This is a genomic window from Helicobacter pylori, assembly GCF_002832345.1.
GTDB classification, from domain to species: Bacteria; Campylobacterota; Campylobacteria; order Campylobacterales; family Helicobacteraceae; genus Helicobacter; species Helicobacter pylori_CP.
In genome coordinates this window covers 1-18,393 of the sequence record NZ_PHLZ01000010.1, presented here as the reverse complement: position 1 = coordinate 18,393, position 18,393 = coordinate 1, and the positions used below count along the sequence as shown (strand labels likewise).

Annotated in this window: 17 protein-coding genes and 1 pseudogene; 12 read left to right on the top strand and 6 right to left on the bottom strand. The window is 39.6% G+C overall.

The annotated features are described in order from the left end of the window. Window positions 1–9: 9 nt before the first annotated feature. Window positions 10–1,038: a glycosyltransferase family 8 protein gene (locus tag CXY28_RS04070; RefSeq protein WP_232779979.1), complete on the bottom strand. Its 1,029-nt coding sequence runs from the start codon at window positions 1,036–1,038 to the stop codon at window positions 10–12. 26 nt (window positions 1,039–1,064) lie between these two features. Further along, window positions 1,065–1,178 carry a glycosyltransferase family 8 protein gene (locus CXY28_RS08745; protein ID WP_232779978.1) on the bottom strand — a complete coding sequence of 38 codons (114 nt, stop codon included), beginning with the start codon at window positions 1,176–1,178 and terminating at the stop codon, window positions 1,065–1,067. Window positions 1,179–1,341: 163 nt separating this feature from the next. On the opposite strand from CXY28_RS08745, the gene hofA reads away from it, so the two are divergent. Both hofA and htpG read left to right on the top strand, forming a co-directional pair. After that, the gene (gene hofA / locus CXY28_RS04060; protein WP_100979549.1) at window positions 1,342–2,694 is read left to right on the top strand and encodes an outer membrane beta-barrel protein HofA; all 1,353 of its coding nucleotides are present in this window, start codon (window positions 1,342–1,344) and stop codon (window positions 2,692–2,694) included. Between the two features lie 104 nt (window positions 2,695–2,798). Then, window positions 2,799–4,664 carry a molecular chaperone HtpG gene (gene htpG, locus CXY28_RS04055; RefSeq protein WP_100979545.1) on the top strand — a complete coding sequence of 622 codons (1,866 nt, stop codon included), beginning with the start codon at window positions 2,799–2,801 and terminating at the stop codon, window positions 4,662–4,664. A gap of 216 nt (window positions 4,665–4,880) precedes the next feature. Here the strand turns inward: htpG and hcpA are convergent, their stop codons facing one another. The 3 genes from hcpA to mnmG all read right to left on the bottom strand — a co-directional run bounded on the left by hcpA (window position 4,881) and on the right by mnmG (window position 9,105). Beyond that, window positions 4,881–5,633 carry a Sel1-like repeat protein HcpA gene (gene hcpA / locus CXY28_RS04050; protein ID WP_024368868.1) on the bottom strand — a complete coding sequence of 251 codons (753 nt, stop codon included), beginning with the start codon at window positions 5,631–5,633 and terminating at the stop codon, window positions 4,881–4,883. Between the two features lie 444 nt (window positions 5,634–6,077). Continuing rightward, window positions 6,078–7,229 carry a succinyl-diaminopimelate desuccinylase gene (gene dapE, locus CXY28_RS04040; protein ID WP_100979544.1) on the bottom strand — a complete coding sequence of 384 codons (1,152 nt, stop codon included), beginning with the start codon at window positions 7,227–7,229 and terminating at the stop codon, window positions 6,078–6,080. 10 nt (window positions 7,230–7,239) lie between these two features. Beyond that, window positions 7,240–9,105 carry a tRNA uridine-5-carboxymethylaminomethyl(34) synthesis enzyme MnmG gene (gene mnmG / locus CXY28_RS04035; RefSeq protein WP_100979543.1) on the bottom strand — a complete coding sequence of 622 codons (1,866 nt, stop codon included), beginning with the start codon at window positions 9,103–9,105 and terminating at the stop codon, window positions 7,240–7,242. A 95-nt stretch (window positions 9,106–9,200) separates the two neighbouring features. Here mnmG and CXY28_RS04030 point away from each other — a divergent pair, with 95 nt between their 5' ends. The 5 genes from CXY28_RS04030 (at window position 9,201) to CXY28_RS04010 (ending at window position 13,976) form a co-directional block, all read left to right on the top strand. Continuing rightward, window positions 9,201–10,862, top strand: a complete 1,662-nt coding sequence (locus CXY28_RS04030; RefSeq protein ID WP_100979542.1) for an SLC13 family permease — start codon at window positions 9,201–9,203, stop codon at window positions 10,860–10,862. An 8-nt stretch (window positions 10,863–10,870) separates the two neighbouring features. After that, the gene (locus CXY28_RS04025; RefSeq protein WP_100979541.1) at window positions 10,871–11,671 is read left to right on the top strand and encodes a phosphatidate cytidylyltransferase; all 801 of its coding nucleotides are present in this window, start codon (window positions 10,871–10,873) and stop codon (window positions 11,669–11,671) included. Next, window positions 11,672–12,778: a 1-deoxy-D-xylulose-5-phosphate reductoisomerase gene (gene dxr / locus CXY28_RS04020; protein WP_100979538.1), complete on the top strand. Its 1,107-nt coding sequence runs from the start codon at window positions 11,672–11,674 to the stop codon at window positions 12,776–12,778. Between the two features lie 63 nt (window positions 12,779–12,841). Continuing rightward, complete coding sequence (locus CXY28_RS04015) at window positions 12,842–13,150, top strand: beta-1,4-N-acetylgalactosaminyltransferase (protein WP_100979537.1); 309 nt, start codon at window positions 12,842–12,844, stop codon at window positions 13,148–13,150. Continuing rightward, window positions 13,122–13,976, top strand: coding sequence for a beta-1,4-N-acetylgalactosamyltransferase (locus tag CXY28_RS04010; protein ID WP_100979536.1), 855 nt, complete (start codon window positions 13,122–13,124; stop codon window positions 13,974–13,976). Before CXY28_RS04015 ends, CXY28_RS04010 begins: the two co-directional genes overlap by 29 nt. 66 nt (window positions 13,977–14,042) lie before the next feature. On the opposite strand, the gene CXY28_RS04005 is transcribed toward CXY28_RS04010, so the two are convergent. Beyond that, a complete protein-coding gene (locus CXY28_RS04005) occupies window positions 14,043–14,594 on the bottom strand; it encodes a YbhB/YbcL family Raf kinase inhibitor-like protein (RefSeq protein WP_100979535.1) in 552 nt (183 codons plus the stop codon). A 145-nt stretch (window positions 14,595–14,739) separates the two neighbouring features. On the opposite strand from CXY28_RS04005, the gene CXY28_RS04000 reads away from it, so the two are divergent. The 5 genes and pseudogenes from CXY28_RS04000 to CXY28_RS03975 all read left to right on the top strand — a co-directional run. Next, entirely contained in the window at window positions 14,740–15,201 is a 462-nt protein-coding gene (locus CXY28_RS04000; protein ID WP_025275607.1) for a helix-turn-helix domain-containing protein, read from the top strand. A gap of 172 nt (window positions 15,202–15,373) precedes the next feature. Then, the gene (locus tag CXY28_RS03990) at window positions 15,374–16,537 is read left to right on the top strand and encodes a NifS family cysteine desulfurase (protein ID WP_100979534.1); all 1,164 of its coding nucleotides are present in this window, start codon (window positions 15,374–15,376) and stop codon (window positions 16,535–16,537) included. Between the two features lie 21 nt (window positions 16,538–16,558). Beyond that, entirely contained in the window at window positions 16,559–17,539 is a 981-nt protein-coding gene (locus CXY28_RS03985) for an iron-sulfur cluster assembly scaffold protein NifU (protein WP_001051951.1), read from the top strand. Between the two features lie 155 nt (window positions 17,540–17,694). After that, on the top strand, window positions 17,695–17,928 hold the full coding sequence (locus CXY28_RS03980; RefSeq protein WP_097559274.1) for a ribbon-helix-helix domain-containing protein: 234 nt from the start codon (window positions 17,695–17,697) through the stop codon (window positions 17,926–17,928). Window positions 17,929–18,039: 111 nt separating this feature from the next. Further along, window positions 18,040–18,393, top strand: a pseudogene (locus CXY28_RS03975) (hypothetical protein); the annotation flags it as partial.

Below are 18,393 nucleotides of genomic sequence, written 5' to 3'. Positions count from 1 at the left end.
AAAAGGGTTTTAAAAAACCCTTTTAATCAATCGTTTCGCTTTTTGTTTGGCTTTAAAAAGCAAAAATTCTATAAGGAGTTTAGAAGAAAGCCTAGGCAGAAGAAATTCAAAAGAATGCCACTTGTCTGAAAAAGATAGGGCTTTTTTAAGAGCGTGGATTTCTTTATCCCTTGCTTGAACCTCTTCAATAATCTCAAAGAGGTGATCTAAAAAGGGAGCGTTGAAATAAGCGTCTTTAAAAGGCGTTTGAATCAATACTTCATGCCATTTTTTCGCGCCAATGACGCTTAAGAGTTTCCAAGGTTTATCGCCCCAAAAATGCAGCATGCGTGCTTCTTTAAGGCTGGGGAATAGGGGCGTATCAAGGAAACTAGGGTGGGCGTTGTAGGAGTAAGGTAGTTCTAAAATCCTCCCACGGCACACAAAACACAAAGCATCTTGATCGCTAAATAAAAGTTTTTCATTTTTCAAAAGGAAAAATCCAATCAATTGGTTTTCAAGATTTTCTTTACGCCATGATTTTAAATTTAAGGCTAAAAACCCGGCGTTAAAGTAATTGTCAAAAAGGATTTGAGCTTCTTTTAAATTAGGGAAAGCGTCAGCGACGCCGATAGATTTTGCGTGCATTTGGCGCAATTCGTATAAATCCTTAGCCGAATTCCTGTTCATAGCGATCAAATCTTTTCCCCTCACAGCCCCAAAATAATGATCATCAAGGGGGATAAAAAAGCTCTCGCTAATATCATTCACAAACAAAGTGTCCACATCAAACATGATCATCTTATCGTATTGGGGGAAAAGGGAGGCAAAAAAGAAACGGCACAAAATCATTTTAGAAAAGCGTTTTTGCGAAAAAGAATTGAGTTTTAAATACAATTTTTTAATTCCACTCGCTATTAAAGCATCAAGCTTGTAATAATTATGGCGTGGTTCTAATTCTTTATCGGTAATATCCAAAAACTCTATGCTAGAAAAAGCGCTAAAAGGAGCGATCGTTTCTTCTAATTTGGCTATATTTTCAGCGCTTAAATTTTCCACCAAACAATGGATTTGATAAAAGAGTTTTACTCTCTCTCTCTCTCTCGTTTGGCGTTCGCTAGCGTGGAATACAAGCTCACGCCAGCAGGGATGCAATAATTATTATCAAAAGCCACAACAATAGGGATAACCTCTTGCATGCATAGTCCTTAAATCTTTAAATTGAACCCGCTAAAAAAGGGGGATTTTTGTCATTTTATCGTTTTTTTTTTTTTTTTTTCAAAACAACAATAAGCGGACAACTTGCGAGTTTGTTTTATGGCATAATATCAGACTTCAATAAAAAAGGTGTTTGATAAAAGGATGCTTAATCAAAAAGTTTGGCTAGGGTTTTTGGCTTTGCATGGGGTTTTTCTCAGTGCTTTTGAGTATCAAATCAGCGCGAGAGTGGGATCGTTTTCGCGCATCGCTTTCAACCAGTCAATCATCAATTCCAAAAAAGGGATTTACCCTACAGGGAGCTATGTAACCACTACTGGGGCTTTACAAGTTGATTTGAGTTTGCTCCCTAAAGGGATTGAAAACCACAAACTGGGTTTTGGGGTGGGGGGCGAAATAGGAGCGCTAGCTTATGATTCCACGAAATTTTTGATTGATGAAGCCAACCCTAAGGCAGGGTTTCAGCCGGCGAACTGGTATTATATGGGGCGATGGGAGGGCTATTTGATGCAACATAGCGAAAATTGGACCAGAGAGCAAAAGGCTCAAAACGCCAGGCCTTATGTGTTATACAATTTGTATTTAGATTATCAATATAAGGACATTTTTGGGATTAAATTAGGGCGTTACCCTTCTAAGGCTTTGTTTTTGAGTGGGTTTAATCAAGGGTTTGAGCTTTTTTACCGGTGGAAAAAGTTTAGGATAGAGTGGTTTAGCACCTTTGGAAGGGCTTTAGCCAATGAGCAATACATTAGGGATTTTTACGCTCCTGTCAATTACAAGCAAAAAATCAACTACGGCATGCACAATTTCAACCTCATTTACGAAAATAAATACATTAGAGTTGCACCTTTTATTTGGTTTTACCCTAAGAATTTTAACGCTCCTGGATTTGAAATCACCCATGACACAAAGTCTTATTGGGAATCTGATTGGCGCATCGAAACGACTTTTTACGCATGGTTCCCCCTTTATAGCGATTATTTGTCTAAAGATTATTACAGGGCCGCTTTAGTGGGTAAAAAAAGCGCGATTTTGTTTGTGTTTCAAAGAGTGCATTTCCGATCTTATCGTTTTGGCTGGAGCGTGTATAAGAATTTTGGGAACGGGAGCGCTCAATTAGGCTGGAACGGCTCACCAGCGGATCCTTTTTATGACACGAAAGATGACACCCCTTATGAAGACGCTTATTCCAATTTTTACAACGCTAATTCCATAACGATTAACGCTTTTGTAGGGAAGAGCATTAAGAATCTTTTGGTGCAATTGTATGGGAAATTGACCTATTCCCCAAGGGCTGATTCGCAAAGCTTAGGGGTTACTTTTAAATATAACCTTAAAAAACATATCTATTTCATGCTAATGGTTAATGGCTATCAAATCACGATGCATAAGGGTTATAAGGTAGGGTTTTTTACAAGCGGTTACAACCCTGATTTCGCTCAAACCATTCAAAACAGAAGCTATTTGATGAGCTCTATGAGTTATCGTTTTTAAGGAATTAAACATTCTTTCATGTTCTTTTTTTAAGCCATAGCATACCCCTTTTAAGCGCGCTTTTATTGTATAATCTTAAAAATTTTATTAAAGGAAAAAGTTCAATGTCTAATCAAGAATACACCTTTCAAACTGAAATCAACCAGCTTTTGGATTTGATGATCCACTCTTTGTATTCCAATAAAGAGATTTTTTTAAGGGAGTTGATTTCTAACGCAAGCGACGCTTTGGACAAGCTGAATTATTTAATGCTAACCGATGAGAAATTAAAAGGGCTCAATATTACGCCTAGCATTCATTTGAGCTTTGATAGCCAGAAAAAAACCTTAACGATTAAAGATAATGGTATAGGCATGGATAAAAGCGATCTCATTGAGCATTTAGGCACGATCGCTAAATCAGGCACGAAGAGTTTTTTAAGCGCTTTGAGTGGGGATAAGAAAAAAGATAGTGCTTTGATTGGCCAATTTGGCGTGGGCTTTTATTCAGCGTTTATGGTAGCGAGTAAGATTGTCGTTCAAACCAAAAAAGTTACCAGCGAGCAAGCTTATGCATGGGTGAGCGATGGTAAGGGCAAGTTTGAAATTAGCGAATGCGTCAAAGAGGAGCAAGGCACAGAAATCACCCTCTTTTTAAAAGATGAAGATTCTCATTTTGCAAGCCGTTGGGAGATTGATAGCATTGTTAAAAAGTATTCTGAGCATATCCCTTTCCCTATTTTTTTAACTTACACCGATACGAAATATGAGGGCGAAGGGGATAATAAAAAAGAAGTTAAAGAAGAAAAATGCGAGCAAATCAATCAAGCGAGCGCTTTATGGAAAATGAATAAGAGCGAATTGAAAGAAAAGGATTACAAAGACTTTTACCAATCGTTTGCGCATGACAACAGCGAGCCTTTGAGCTATATCCATAATAAAGTGGAAGGCTCTTTAGAATACACAACGCTTTTTTACATCCCTAGCAAAGTGCCCTTTGATTTGTTTAGGGTGGATTATAAAAGCGGGGTCAAACTTTATGTTAAAAGGGTGTTTATCACTGATGATGACAAAGAATTACTGCCGTCTTATTTGAGGTTTGTTAAAGGCTTGATTGACAGCGAAGATTTACCCTTGAATGTGAGTCGTGAAATCTTACAGCAAAACAAGATTTTAGCCAATATCCGTTCGGCTTCAGTGAAAAAGATTTTAAGCGAGATTGAAAGGCTGAGCAAGGATAACAAAAATTACCATAAATTCTATGAGCCTTTTGGGAAAGTGTTAAAAGAAGGCTTGTATGGGGATTTTGAAAATAAAGAAAAACTTTTAGAATTGTTGAGATTCTATTCTAAAGACAAAGGAGAATGGATTTCTTTAAAAGAATACAAAGAAAATTTAAAAGAAAATCAAAAGAGCATTTATTACCTTTTAGGCGAAAATTTAGACTTACTAAAAGCGTCCCCCATTTTGGAAAAATACGCTCAAAAAGGCTATGATGTTTTGTTATTGAGCGATGAAATTGATGCGTTTGTGATGCCAGGTGTGAATGAATACGATAAAACGCCCTTTAGAGACGCTAGCCATAGCGAGAGTTTGAAAGAGCTTGGTTTGGAAGAAATCCATGATGAGGTGAAAAATCAGTTTAAAGATTTGATGAAAGCGTTTGAAGAAAATCTTAAAGATGAGATTAAAGGCGTAGAGCTTTCTAGTCATCTCACTTCAGCGGTGGCTTTAATAGGCGATGAACAAAATGCGATGATGGCTAATTGGATGCGTCAAATGGGGCAAAGCGTGCCTGAAAGCAAGAAAACTTTAGAATTAAACCCTAACCATGCGATTTTACAAAAACTCTTAAAATGCGAAGATAAAGAGCAGTTGAGCGCTTTTATCTGGTTGCTTTATGATGGGGCAAAACTTCTAGAAAAAGGGGTTTTAAAAGACGCTAAAAGTTTTAATGAGCGTTTAAACAGCGTGTTATTAAAGGCGTTGTAAGGGCGTAAAACCCTTTTAAGGGTTTGAAAACTGCTTAAACCCTTAAAATACCAATCTCAAAACGGCGTTTGGAATAAACGGGTGCGATAAAAGCCTTTTATGGTCATTAAAAAGTGATCATTAAAAAGATTGGTTCGTGGGGTTCGTGTTTTTCCTTAAAATATTAAAAAGCGTAAAAGCCAGCTAAACGCAGCCTTTAGCTCAACTTCATTGAAACTAAAGTTCTATTTTTAATTCCTTGAGAGCGTCGCATGCTTCTTTAACGCTTGATTTGCAACCTTTTTTAAAGTTTTCTACCGCTTGCTTTTCGTCCTTTGCTGTGCCTTGGGCGTTGTATTGCATAACCCCTAAATTATAACACCCCCTGCCATCTTTCAATTCGCATGCTTTAGAGTAACGAACGATAGCCTCCTTAAAATTCTTTGCTACACCATACATGTATCCTGCATTAATACACCCGGGGCTGTCTTTTAAATCGCAAGCTTTTTCATACAAATCAAGAGCCTTTCTTAAATCCTTAGGCGTGCCTACGCCATAATGGTGTAAGCTTCCTAAGACCGTACACCCTTCAGCATGGTTCAATTCACAAGATTTAGAGTAATATTGTGAGGCTTTTTTGGCGTCTTTAGAAACGCCTTGTCCGTTATAGTATAAATTGCCTAGCAGGCGACACCCATAACCATCATTTAATTCACAACCTTTAGTGTAAAATTGAATGGCTTTTTTCAAGTCTTTTCCCACTCCTTTCCCTTCTTCATAGAACGCCCCTAAAAAAACACACCCAAAACCTTCTTTTAATTCACACGCTTTTTCAAAATGCGCTTTAGCTTGAGCGAAATCTTGCTTCTTTGCACTCTCTATGCCTAAATTCACAAGCTCTTTAGCGTCTGGCTCTGCCATTAATCCTCTTAAACACAACGCGCCCAAACACAAGACCCCAAAAAGGGTTTTTTGAACACTTCCTAGCATGATATATCTCCTATTAAAAAAATGTGATCCCTTATAATTGTAACCAAATATTGATGACTAAAGCTTTATTGAACCTTTATTGATGAGATAAAGAAAAAATTATTTTTCTTTTAACTGCGTGTTGCTTGAGCTTAATTGCTACGCTAAAAGGGATACTTCTAAAGATAGGGCTTAAAAGAGTTTGTCTTAAAAAGTTGATTGAGCCACCACCCTTTTAAGAGTGGTTTGGTAAAAGCCTTAAGAATTTTAACTAAAACAATAATAGGAGCGTTTCTTTATTAAAAATCGCAAAAACAAAAAAAGCCGAAGAGATTATAGCAAGCTTTGGTCATTTTGTCAAGCATGACCCCACTCCTATAAAGGCTATGATAAATGGATTGCAAGCGTGCTAACGAAAAAAGCGTTGGTATTAAAAGCAAAAACCCTTACGCCAAAACTCCCCATTCATTTCTCGCTCAAATCCTCTAAAACCCCCAAAAACACTTTTTCTAAAAGCTCTAGTTCCTTCAAGCTCACCCTTTCATCAATGGCATGGATCCTGTCATTAATCGCGCCAAATTCCACCACTTCTATGCCGTGAGCGCTAAAAAATCGTGCATCGCTCGTGCCGCCTTTGGTGTTTAAAAGGGGGGTGGTGCGGCATGTTTTTAAAATATTTTCTTTTAAAACGCTGGTAAGCTTTGAATGAGAAGCCGTGATGAAAGGCGAACTGCTTGATTCTAATTCTAAAGTGTGAGGCAAATCTTTTAAAACCTTTTCTAAATATTCTTTCAAACTCTCTTTAGTGGTTTTTAAAGAATGGCGCGTATTAAAGATGATTTCTACGCTCCCTGGTGTAACATTATTAGCCCCTAACCCTGCATGCAAGTTGGTGATGACTAATTTTGAAGGGTCAAAACACTCATCGCCATTGTCTAAATGAACTCCTGAAATCAAGGGCAAAACCGAAGCGAGCGTATCAATAGGGTTTTGGCATTTTTGCGGGTAAGCCACATGCCCTTGAACGCCTTTTAAAATGAGTTTGCCATTAATGGAACCTCTTCGGCCAATTTTGATGCTATCGCCTAAGACTTTTTCGCAAGTGGGTTCAGCCACAATCGCCATATGGGGTAGCAAATCTTTTTCTTTGAGTTTTTCTAGCATGAGTTTTGTGCCAAAAATCCCTGGCCCTTCTTCATCGCTCGTGAGTAAAATAGAAAGCAAAAAAGGGGTTTTAGGGTTAAAATTTAAACTCGCGCTCAAAAACGCCCCCACGCCCCCTTTCATGTCTTGCGCCCCACGGCCGTATAAAAACCCCTCTTTAATGATGGGTTTAAAGGGATCGTTTTGCCAATTATCTCCAGGAGGCACGACATCAATATGCCCTGCAAAGCAAAAATGCAAGGGCTTAACATTTTCTTTTGCATGCTTTTTTTCTGCATGCTCTTTGGGGGGGTTAAAAATGCGGTATAAAAAAAGGTTTTTCACGCCATTTTCCCCACATTCTAGGGTTTTAAAAGCAGGAAAAAGCGATTTAATGTATTCAAAAATACCGCATTCTTTGGGCGTAATGGTGGGGTAGCTGATGAGTTTTTGGGTGATTTCTAAAGCGTTCATTAAAAATCCTTTAAGAATTTTTTCGCAAATGGATGTATAAATGCAAAACGTCTAAATTCGCCGGGGTGATCCCGCTGATTTCTGAGGCTTCAAAAAGGCTTTTGGGGCGGAATTTTTCTAATTTTTCTACCGCTTCTAAACTAAGGCCTGGAATGCCCTTAAACACAAAATCTTTAGGGATAGACACTTTGAGCATGCTGTCCATTTTAGCGATATTTTCGTGTTGCTTTTCAATATAAATATTATACTTACATTCAATTTTAATCTGCTCTAAAACCCGTTCGTTCAAGGGGGCTAAAAAGCTGAAAAAGGAGCGCATTTTTTCTATATTAAAACTATCGCGCGCTAAAAGACTGATACCATCCATTTTGTCATTGATAGGGTTTTCATCTAATTCGTTTAGGCGTTTTAACGCTTCTTTACTAGGGGTAAGGACGCATTCTTTAAGGCGTTTCAAGTTTTCTTGTATTGCTTGTTGGTCTTTTTCTAATTCCTTATAGAAATCCTGTTCCATAAGCCCTAAATTATAGGCATGTTCGCCCAACCTAAAAAGCGTGTTGTCTTCTCTTAAAAGCAAGCGGTATTCGGCTCGGCTAGTAAACATTCTGTAAGGCTCATTCGTGCCTTTAGTAACCAAATCATCAATCAAAACGCCGATATAAGCTTCATTGCGCTTTAAAATAAAGGGGGTTTGATTCTTTAGGGCTAATGCCGCATTAATCCCAGCCATAAGCCCTTGAGCCGCCGCTTCTTCATAGCCGGTAGTCCCATTGATTTGCCCGGCTAAATAAAGCCCTTTGATTTTTTTGGTTTCTAAAGTGTGGGTCAATTCTGTGGGCTGGATAAAATCATACTCTATCGCATAGCCATAGCGCGTGATGAGAGCGTTTTCTAAGCCTTTGATAGAATGAATGACCTTTTCTTGCACATCTAGGGGTAAAGAGGTGCTTAAGCCGTTGATATAATATTCGCTTTTATGAATGGTTTGAGGCTCTAAAAACAGCTGGTGGCGTTCTTTTTCACTGAATCGGTTGATTTTATCTTCAATGCTAGGGCAATACCTTGGGCCTATGCCTTCAATTTGACCGCTAAATAGGGGGGCTCGGTGGAAATTATCCCTAATGATTTGGTGGGTAATGGGGTTGGTGTAAGTGATAAAGCATGAGAGTTGGGTGGGGTTAAAATCTTTGGTTTTATAGCTGAAATAGGGAGGGTTTGTGTCCCCAAAATGCTCCTCTAAGCCTTCAAAATCAATGCTATTGCCCGCCACTCTTGGGCAAGTGCCGGTTTTTAACCTTTCCACCTTAAAGCCAAGTTCCCTTAAATTTAAGGCTAAAGAATTGGAAGCGTTTTCCCCAAAGCGCCCGTTTTGGTTTTGGTGCTCGCCAATATGCACCACCCCTTTTAAAAAAGTGCCTGTGGTGATGATCACTTTTTTAGCTTTATAAGTGTTGTTAATGTTCGTGGTTACGCCCACTACCTCATCGTTTTCAAGGATTAAACTTTCGGTCATTTCTTGAGAGACACTCAAATTAGGGGTGTTTAAAACGAGATTTCTTGCAAAAATGCGGTAAGTATCCATATCAATTTGTGCCCTAGTCCCCCTAACCGCCGGCCCTTTAGAAGCGTTTAACACACGATATTGCAAACCGCTATGATCCGTAATAATCCCCATAGCCCCCCCTAAAACATCCACTTCTTTAGTCAAATGCCCTTTACCCAAGCCCCCAATGGCCGGATTACAGCTCGCTAAACCGATCGTGTCTATGAGCATGGTGATTAAATGCACTCTAGCCCCCATTTTAGCCGCAATCAAGCTCGCTTCAATGCCTGCATGCCCCCCACCAACCACTAAAATATCACTTTCTTTTACCACTTCTTTTCCTATTTTGATATGATTTTTCTAAAATCTTAGTTTTGAAAAAGTTTTATTGTAGCATGTAGGTTAGTAATTTTAAAGGGTAAAATAAAATGGAAAATCATTCGCATGCCAATACGCATACCGATACGCACACCGATGATAAAAGCACTAAGATCGTGCGCTTGTTGGGGTTAATAGGAGGAGTGTTAATCGCGCTCATTATCTACTATGTGCTTAATGTTCAAATGCCTCATATTGTAGAAGAAATCCCCAAGCTCAGTTCTTTGAATTATAAGGCGATGCCTATTGTGGCGGGGGTGGCTGTTTTAATGGGGATATGGTGGATGACTGAAGCCATTGACTTGCCCGCAACCGCGCTTTTACCTTTGGTGCTTTTTAGCGTCTTTAGCGTGGATCAATTCTCTAGCGTTAGCTCTTCTTACGCATCGCCGATTATCTTTCTTTTTATGGGAGGGTTTATTTTAGCTTTAAGCATGCAAAAATGGAACTTGCACACGCGCATCGCTTTAAGCATTATTTTATTAGTAGGCACAAGCCCTAGGAGGTTGATTTTAGGTTTCATGATAGCTACAGGCTTTCTGTCTATGTGGGTGAGCAATACCGCAACGGCAGTGATGATGTTTCCTGTTGGCATGAGCGTGTTGCAATTAGTCGCTAAACTGGTGGGTAAAGAAAACGCCTCTAATGCATTCTATCAAAAAGAAGAAATCACCAAAGCGCATGGGGGCATTATGAGTAATATCGTGCATAAGGGCAAAGATATTGCTCAAGTCATTCAAGAAAAGACCATCATTTATCGCACGAATTTCAGTATTTGCTTGATGCTTGGCATCGCTTATGCGGCTTCTATTGGCTCTTTAGGCACTTTGATTGGCACGCCGCCTAACGCTTTATTAGCCGGCTATATGAAAACCGCTTTCAATATTGAAATTGATTTCGCTCAGTGGATGGTGTTTGGAACACCATTAGCCTTTATCATGCTCATTTTAGCGTGGCTCTTGCTCACTTATGTGATTTTCCCTTTAAAGATTAAAGAAATCCCAGGGGGTAAGGAAGTCGTTAGATTAGAGTTAAACAAATTAGGCCGTTTGAGTCAAGCGGAAATCTCGGTGGGGATTATTTTTATCCTAGCGTCTTTAGGGTGGATTTTCTTAGATACGATTTTAAAATCTTGGGGCATTAAGATAGATAAAATTGATTCCGTGATCGCTATGGGGGTTTCTGTGCTTTTGTTTATTTTGCCCGCTAACCATCAGGGCGATAGGCTCATTGATTGGGGTGTTGCTAAAAAACTCCCTTGGGATGTGTTGCTTTTATTTGGCGGTGGGTTAGCTTTGAGCGCGCAATTTTCTAAAACCGGGTTGAGTTTGTGGATCGGGCATTTGGTTTCTGGCTTTTCGCATTTACCGATTTTATTCATTATTGTCATGGTAACTTTAATGGTCATTTTCTTAACCGAAATCACTTCTAACACCGCCACCGCTGCCGCATTTTTACCGGTGATTGGGGGAGTGGCGATGGGCATGGGTTATGAAAACCATCAGAGCTTGTTATTGACCATTCCTGTAGCCTTGAGTGCAACTTGCGCGTTCATGCTCCCTGTGGCCACCCCACCGAATGCGATAGCTTATGGCTCTGGGTATGTTAAAATAACGGATATGATTAAAGCTGGTTTGTGGCTTAATTTGGTAGGCGTTGTTTTGATTAGCGCGTTTAGCTATTGTTTAGTTTCGCTGGTATTTATTCATTAAGGAAAAAAGTGAAAGAAGAGTTATTTAAAGAAAAGTATCGTTACATTACAGGGTTTGTTTTAATCGTTGTAGCAGGCTTGATTTTGTATGCGGACAATTTGTTGTTGTTTTGGGCGGTTTTAGGGGGGATTTATGCGGTAGGGTTTTCTGAAGCGTTAAGGTTGTTTCAGGTTAAAGCGAGCTTTAGTTTGTATCTCATTTTAGTGTTGTCATGGGTAGCGGCGTATTTTAACGGGCACCCTATAGAATGCGCTCTTATCAGCACTATGGTCATGGCCAGCGTCATCGCTTATCAAAAAGCGCACCACAGCGAAGCCATTTTACCCTTTTTATACCCGGGCGTTGGGTTTTTTGCGCTTTTTGGGATTTATAAGGATTTTGGCGCAGTGGCGATCATTTGGCTTTTAGTCGTGGTGATCGCAAGCGATGTGGGGGCGTTTTTTGGAGGCAAGCTTTTAGGCAAAACCCCTTTCACGCCCACTTCGCCGAATAAGACTTTAGAGGGTGCGTTGATTGGCGTTGTTTTGGCGAGCGTTTTAGGATCGTTTGTGGGCATGGGGAAATTGAGCGGAGGCTTTCTTATGGCGCTTCTATTTAGTTTTTTAATCGCTTTTGCGGCGGTGTTTGGGGATTTGTATGAAAGCTATTTGAAAAGAAAGGCCGGGATCAAAGATAGCGGTAAGATTTTACCCGGGCATGGGGGCGTTTTAGACCGACTGGATTCCATGCTTTTTGGGGCTTTAAGCTTGCATGCGTTGTTGTATTTTTTAGAAGTTTGGAAAGAGACGGCGGTGTTTTTAGGGGATTGAATGGTTGTTTTAGGAAGCACCGGCTCTATTGGGAAAAACGCCCTTAAAATCGCAAAAAAATTTGGCGTAAAAATAGAAGCCTTAAGCTGTGGGAAAAATATCGCTTTAATCAATGAGCAAATCAAAGTTTTCAAACCCAAGAAAGTGGCGATTTTAGATCCTAACGATTTGAATAATCTAGAGCCTTTGGGCGCGGAAGTGTTTGTAGGGCTAGACGGCATTGATGCGATGATAGAGGAGTGCGTTTCCAATTTAGTCCTTAACGCTATTGTGGGCGTGGCAGGATTGAAAGCGAGCTTTAAAAGCTTACAAAGGAACAAAAAACTAGCCCTAGCGAATAAAGAGAGTTTGGTGAGCGCGGGGCATTTATTAGACATTCCACAAATCACGCCCATTGATAGCGAACATTTTGGTTTGTGGGCGTTGTTGCAAAACAAGACTTTAAAGCCTAAATCTTTAATCATTAGCGCGAGTGGTGGGGCTTTTAGGGACACGCCTTTAGAACTTATCGCTACTCAAAACGCACAAAACGCGCTCAAGCACCCTAATTGGAGCATGGGATCTAAAATCACCATTGATTCAGCGAGCATGGTCAATAAGCTTTTTGAAATTTTAGAAACTTATTGGCTTTTTGGCGCGTCTTTAAAGATTGATGCGCTCATTGAAAGAAGCTCTATCGTGCATGCTTTAGTGGAGTTTGAAGACAACTCTGTCATTGCGCATTTAGCGAGCGCGGACATGAAACTACCCATAAGCTATGCCATTAACCCTAAATTAGCTTCCTTGAGCGCGTCTATTAAGCCCTTAGATTTATACGCTTTAAGCGCGATTAAATTTGAACCCATTAGCATGGAGCGCTACACTTTGTGGCGTTATAAAGATTTGTTGCTAGAAAACCCCAAGCTTGGTGTGGTGCTGAATGCGAGCAATGAAGTGGCGATGAAGAAGTTTTTAAATCAAGAAATCGCTTTTGGTGGCTTTATCCAAACCATTTCTCAAGCCTTAGAATTGTATGCTAAAACGCCTTTTAAGCTCTCTAATTTAGATGAAGTGCTGGCGTTAGATAAGGAAGTTAGGGAGCGTTTTAAAAATGTAGCAAGAGTGTAGTATAATAAGATTTTGCTTTTAATAGCGTTTTATTCAATCAGGAGTTTTTATATAGGAGTTTTTATGGGGTTAAAAAATAAAATCAAGGGTTTTGTTAAAGAGAGAATGCCTTTTGTGGTCAGATGTGTTCGTAGTTTAAAAGGGGCCAAAAACATTGATGATGAAATCAATCATGAAATTAAGGAAATGTTAGAGGCTAAAAAACTTTATTCTCTTCAAGAAAAAGCTTTATTCAACCATGACCATCAAGAAAGCGTGTTTTTAGCTATCGCTTCTTTAAATAATGAATATTTCATGGAACGCAATAAGAGTATTTATAAAAATAGTTCTCTTAATTATAATTATGGGGGGGGGGGGTCATTTAGAAGATAGGGTTATCCATCCCACTTTAACTCTACCCAACCCCACGCATTCAGGTTATTTTGACTACGATAAAAAAAGTCAAAACCCTAAAAGCCCTCTAAACCCATGGGCTTTTATTAGAGTCAAAAATGAAATCGTTACTTTAGAAGAGAGTTTGTTTTCCATGCTTCCTGCCATTCAAAGGGGGGTCATTGGTTTTAATGATTGCGATGATGGCTCTAAAGAAGTGATTTTAGAGTTTTGCAAAAAGTTCCCCTCATTTATCCCTATCAGCTATCCTTATGAAGTCATACTAAAGGATTGCCCGAGTTTGTGGCACCAATTTTATCATTACTCTAATTATACGCTTTCTTTTATCCCTAAAAATGAGTGGGTTATCAAAATTGATTGCGATCATGTTTATGACGCTAAAAAACTTTATAAAAGTTTTTATATCCCTAAGAGCATTAAAGAGGTTGTGATGTATTCGCGCATTAATTTTGTGGTGCGCGATTTTGAAGTGTTTGTTCGTAATGATGGGGATTTTGGGTTTTTAGACGCATGGGGGGATCATTGGTTATTGTATAACGATTGCGAGCCTTTTGAAATTTGGCGCTACAATGATGAAAGTTATGAAGTCCTAAAGCTTAAAGACAAACACCATATTAGAGATAAGGAAATGGTGCAATGGCACTTCCCTTTAGCTAAAAAGAGGCGAAACGCTATCGTTTATGACGATCTGATCCCTTTAAAAGAATTTAAAAAACACCACGCCGATTTGATAGGCACAAGGATTGAAGAAAGCATGCTAGATGAAAAGAGAATTTTAGAGATGTATCAAAAATTCCGCTTGTAACCAATCATCATTTTTGCTTCCATGCTCTATTTGTAGGTTCATTGGATTAAACCTGCAACACGCATTTTATTTCCTTACAAACTGCTTGTATAAAAATTCCTTTCTCCCTATGGCGATGATATGGTTGCGCATTTTGTCATGCAAATCGCCTAAGAAAAAAGGGGCTTTTAAGGCGAGTTTAGGAATGTCTAGGGCATACACTTGAATTAAGTAATGGTGATCGCCATTAGGGGGCATGGGGCCAATATAGACGCTATTAATGAGATTGGAGCGTTGTTTTTCGCTTTCATTAAGAGAAGAACGGATAAAGCCTTGAGTGAGCGAATTGACCCCTTGAATAATCCTTTTATCCATCATGGAAGCGTTTTCTTCTAAAACATTGTAAGAAATATTGCCCACGACCCAATGGACAAACGGCATGCCGCACACTTTTTGAGCGTCATGATCGATGAGTTCTAACGCATAGCTTTGAGCGCCTTCTACTTTTTGCCATGAGATTTTGGGCGAATAAGTGGGTAAGCCGTTTGGGTTAAGAAACCCTCTAGGAGCGTTACCGCCAAATTTAGCGTCCAAATACCCTTTCGAATCGGTTTGAATCATTACTTCAAAAGTTTTCATTTTAAGCCCTTTTTCTTTGAAATCATTTTGCGTTCTCTTATTGTAGCATGATCCTAAAAATACATCTTAATTTGGAGCATGGTATTAGAATAATCATTTTTAATGATTAAATAGTTATTTATTTTTGGTGGTTAGTATTGAACGCATGGAAAGTAAAATAAATCGTTTGAGTGCCAAAATAGACGCACTATTGGAACAGCAAAAAAGAGTGATTTCTTTACTAGAAACTTATTTGAGCGTTTATCCCACCCAAGAGGCTTCAAATAAGTTTTTTAAAAGCGTTAGTCAAGGGATGGAGTTAGCCCCAGAAATCGCGCAAGAAGATGAAGAAAAACGCCTTTACGTGTTGCAATATTTAAGCCATGTGGATATTACTAAAAACAAGCAAGACTCCCAGCTCAAAAAAGATTGTTTGGAATTTATCCAAAGGTTTAATGTCCCAAAGCCCATTATGGTTACCGCTCTTTATAACCTTAGGGGCATTAAGCCCACTAAAAAAGAAGTAGCGAAACAATTGCAAAAACTCTATGTGTGGGAGAAGCGTTACCAACAAGGGGGGATAGACGCTTTAAAAGACAGGCGTGGGAGACCCCTTAAAAAACCTTAAGCGACTTGGTAGCGGCTGTTGTTGGTTTTTGATAGGAGGATGTTCGCATTTCTCAAAATGTTTTCAAAAATTCATCTTATTTTAAGTTAAAATTAAGAAAATATCTTGTATTTAATCATAATTTAGACCTAGATAAGAAAATCTATGTAAAATTTTTAAGGAGAACACTCATTTGTTACAACGAATTTATTTAGACAATAACGCTACAACTAGGATTGACCCTAAGGTCAAGGAGATCATGGATCCTTTTTTAAGGGATCATTATGGGAATCCTAGCTCGTTGCACCAGTTTGGCACAGAAACCCACCCAGCCATTGCAGAAGCACTAGATAAGCTTTATAAGGGCATTAACGCTAGGGATATAGACGATGTGATCATCACTTCTTGCGCGACAGAAAGCAATAATTGGGTTTTAAAGGGCGTGTATTTTGATGAATGCTTGAAAAAAGGCAAAAACCATATTGTAACCACGGTTGCAGAGCATCCGGCGGTGCGATCCACTTGCAATTTTTTAGAAAGCTTGGGGGTGGAGGTTACTTACTTGCCTATTAATGAGCATGGGAGTATCACCGCAGAGCAAGTCAAAGAAGCGATCACAGAAAAAACCGCTCTAGTGAGCGTGATGTGGGCGAATAATGAAACCGGTCTCATTTTCCCTATTGAAGAAATTGGGGCTATTTGTAAAGAAAAGGGCGTGTTGTTCCATACCGATGCCGTGCAAGCGATTGGTAAAATCCCTGTAGATGTGTTAAAAGCGAATGCAGATTTTCTTTCTTTTAGCGCGCACAAGTTTCATGGGCCTAAAGGCATTGGGGGGTTGTATATTAGAAGTGGGGTGGGATTGACCCCTCTTTTTCATGGTGGGGAGCATATGAATGGCAGGCGCAGCGGGACTTTGAATGTGCCTTATATTGTGGGCATGGGCGAAGCGATGAGATTAGCCGTAGAGCATTTAGATTATGAAAAAGAAGTGGTGGGGAAATTGCGCGACAAATTAGAAGAAGCGCTTTTGAAAATCCCTGATGTGATGGTGGTAGGGGATCGAGTCCATCGTGTGCCTAACACGACTTTAATCAGCGTGAGAGGGATTGAAGGAGAGGCCATGCTGTGGGATTTAAACCGCTCTAATATCGCCGCTTCCACAGGGAGCGCGTGCGCGAGTGAGGATTTAGAGGCTAATCCGGTGATGGTAGCGATTGGAGCGAGTAAGGAATTGGCTCATACCGCTATCAGGCTCTCATTGAGCCGTTTTAACACGGAAGCTGAGATTGACAAAACGATTGAAGTTTTCTCTCAAGTGGCTGTAAGATTGAGAAATATTTCAAGCTCTTATTAAAAAGAATATAAAGGAATCAAAATGGCAAAACATGATTTAGTGGGATCAGCCCTTTGGGACGCGTATTCTAAAGAAGTTCAAAGGCGCATGGATAACCCTACGCATTTAGGGGTCATCACAGAAGAGCAAGCTAAAGCCAAAAACGCTAAGCTCATTGTGGCGGATTATGGCGCAGAAGCATGCGGTGATGCGGTGAGGTTGTATTGGCTTGTAGATGAAAGCACGGATACGATTATTGACGCGAAATTTAAAAGCTTTGGTTGCGGGACAGCGATCGCAAGCTCAGACATGATGGTAGAATTGTGCTTGAATAAAAGAGTCCAAGATGCGGTAAAAATCACAAATTTAGACGTGGAAAGAGGCTTAAGAGATGATCCAGACACGCCGGCTGTGCCTGGGCAAAAAATGCACTGCTCTGTGATGGCGTATGATGTGATTAAAAAAGCTGCCGGCATGTATTTGGGGAAAAACGCTGAAGATTTTGAAGAAGAAATCATCGTGTGCGAGTGCGCTAGGGTGAGTTTAGGCACGATTAAGGAAGTGATTAAGCTCAATGATTTAAAAAGCGTTGAAGAAATCACTAATTACACCAAAGCCGGCGCGTTTTGTAAAAGCTGTGTGAGGCCTGGAGGGCATGAAAAAAGGGATTATTATTTGGTGGATATTCTTAAAGAAGTGCGCGAAGAAATGGAAGCTGAAAAACTTAAAGCCGCTGCGAATAAATCCCAAAGCGGGGAATTGGCTTTCAGGGAAATGACTATGGTTCAAAAGATTAAAGCGGTGGATAAAGTCATTGATGAAAATATCCGCGCTATGCTTATGATGGATGGGGGGGATTTAGAGATTTTAGACATTAAAGAAAGCGATGATTACATTGATGTGTATATCCGCTACATGGGGGCATGCGATGGGTGCATGAGCGCGACTACCGGGACTTTATTTGCCATTGAAAACGCCTTACAGGAATTATTGGATCGCAGTATCAGGGTGTTACCGATTTGATTGTTTTGAACTTTTTAGGGGGTGAAAGCCTTTTTTGAGCGAGCGTTAATAAACTCAAGATAAGGAATGATTAGTGCTTGCGGTATTCATTATACGCTACTTTTATGCTAACATGCTATTTTGAAGCGATTTGCGATGATGATTGAAGGAACTTGATGGAAAAGACAGAAAACACAGATGAAACTCACTTAAGGGGAACTAAAAATAAACTAGGACGCAAACCAAAAGCAGACACTAATAAAAAAACTCGTGCTGTAAGCTTGTATTTTTCTGATGAGCAATACCAAAAACTAGAGAAAATGGCTAACGAAGAAGAAGAAAGCGTGGGATCTTATATCAAACGCTATATTTTGAAGGCTTTAAGAAAAATAGAGCAAAATGGCGCTTGATAATTTTTTAACTTGGTTTTAGTTTAGCTTTACGAGTTTTGCTATAGAACAAAACCAAAACCTTGTTTTTATCTGGTCTTTAGCTGTGTGATTTTAAAAAAGAGTGGTATTTTGGCTAAAAAAACTTCTTTATTTGAGTGTCAGCATTGCGGTTTTACAAGCCCTAAGTGGTTGGGTAAGTGCGTTCAATGCAACGCATGGGAGAGTTTTATAGAATTGAACCAAACCCAAAAGGAAGTTTTACACGCGCTTAAAAAACCGCTCCCCCAAGCGCAAAAAAGCGTTTCTATCGCTGCAATTGAGCATGAAGAAGTGATCAAGTTTTCTTCCACTCAAAGCGAATTGGATATTGTTTTAGGTGGGGGGATCGCTAAAGGGGGGCTGTATTTCTGTCTCTTATACACATTGGACGTCGCCGCCGAGCGACCCATTCTACAAACCCAGCGTTCGCTGACACCCTATCAA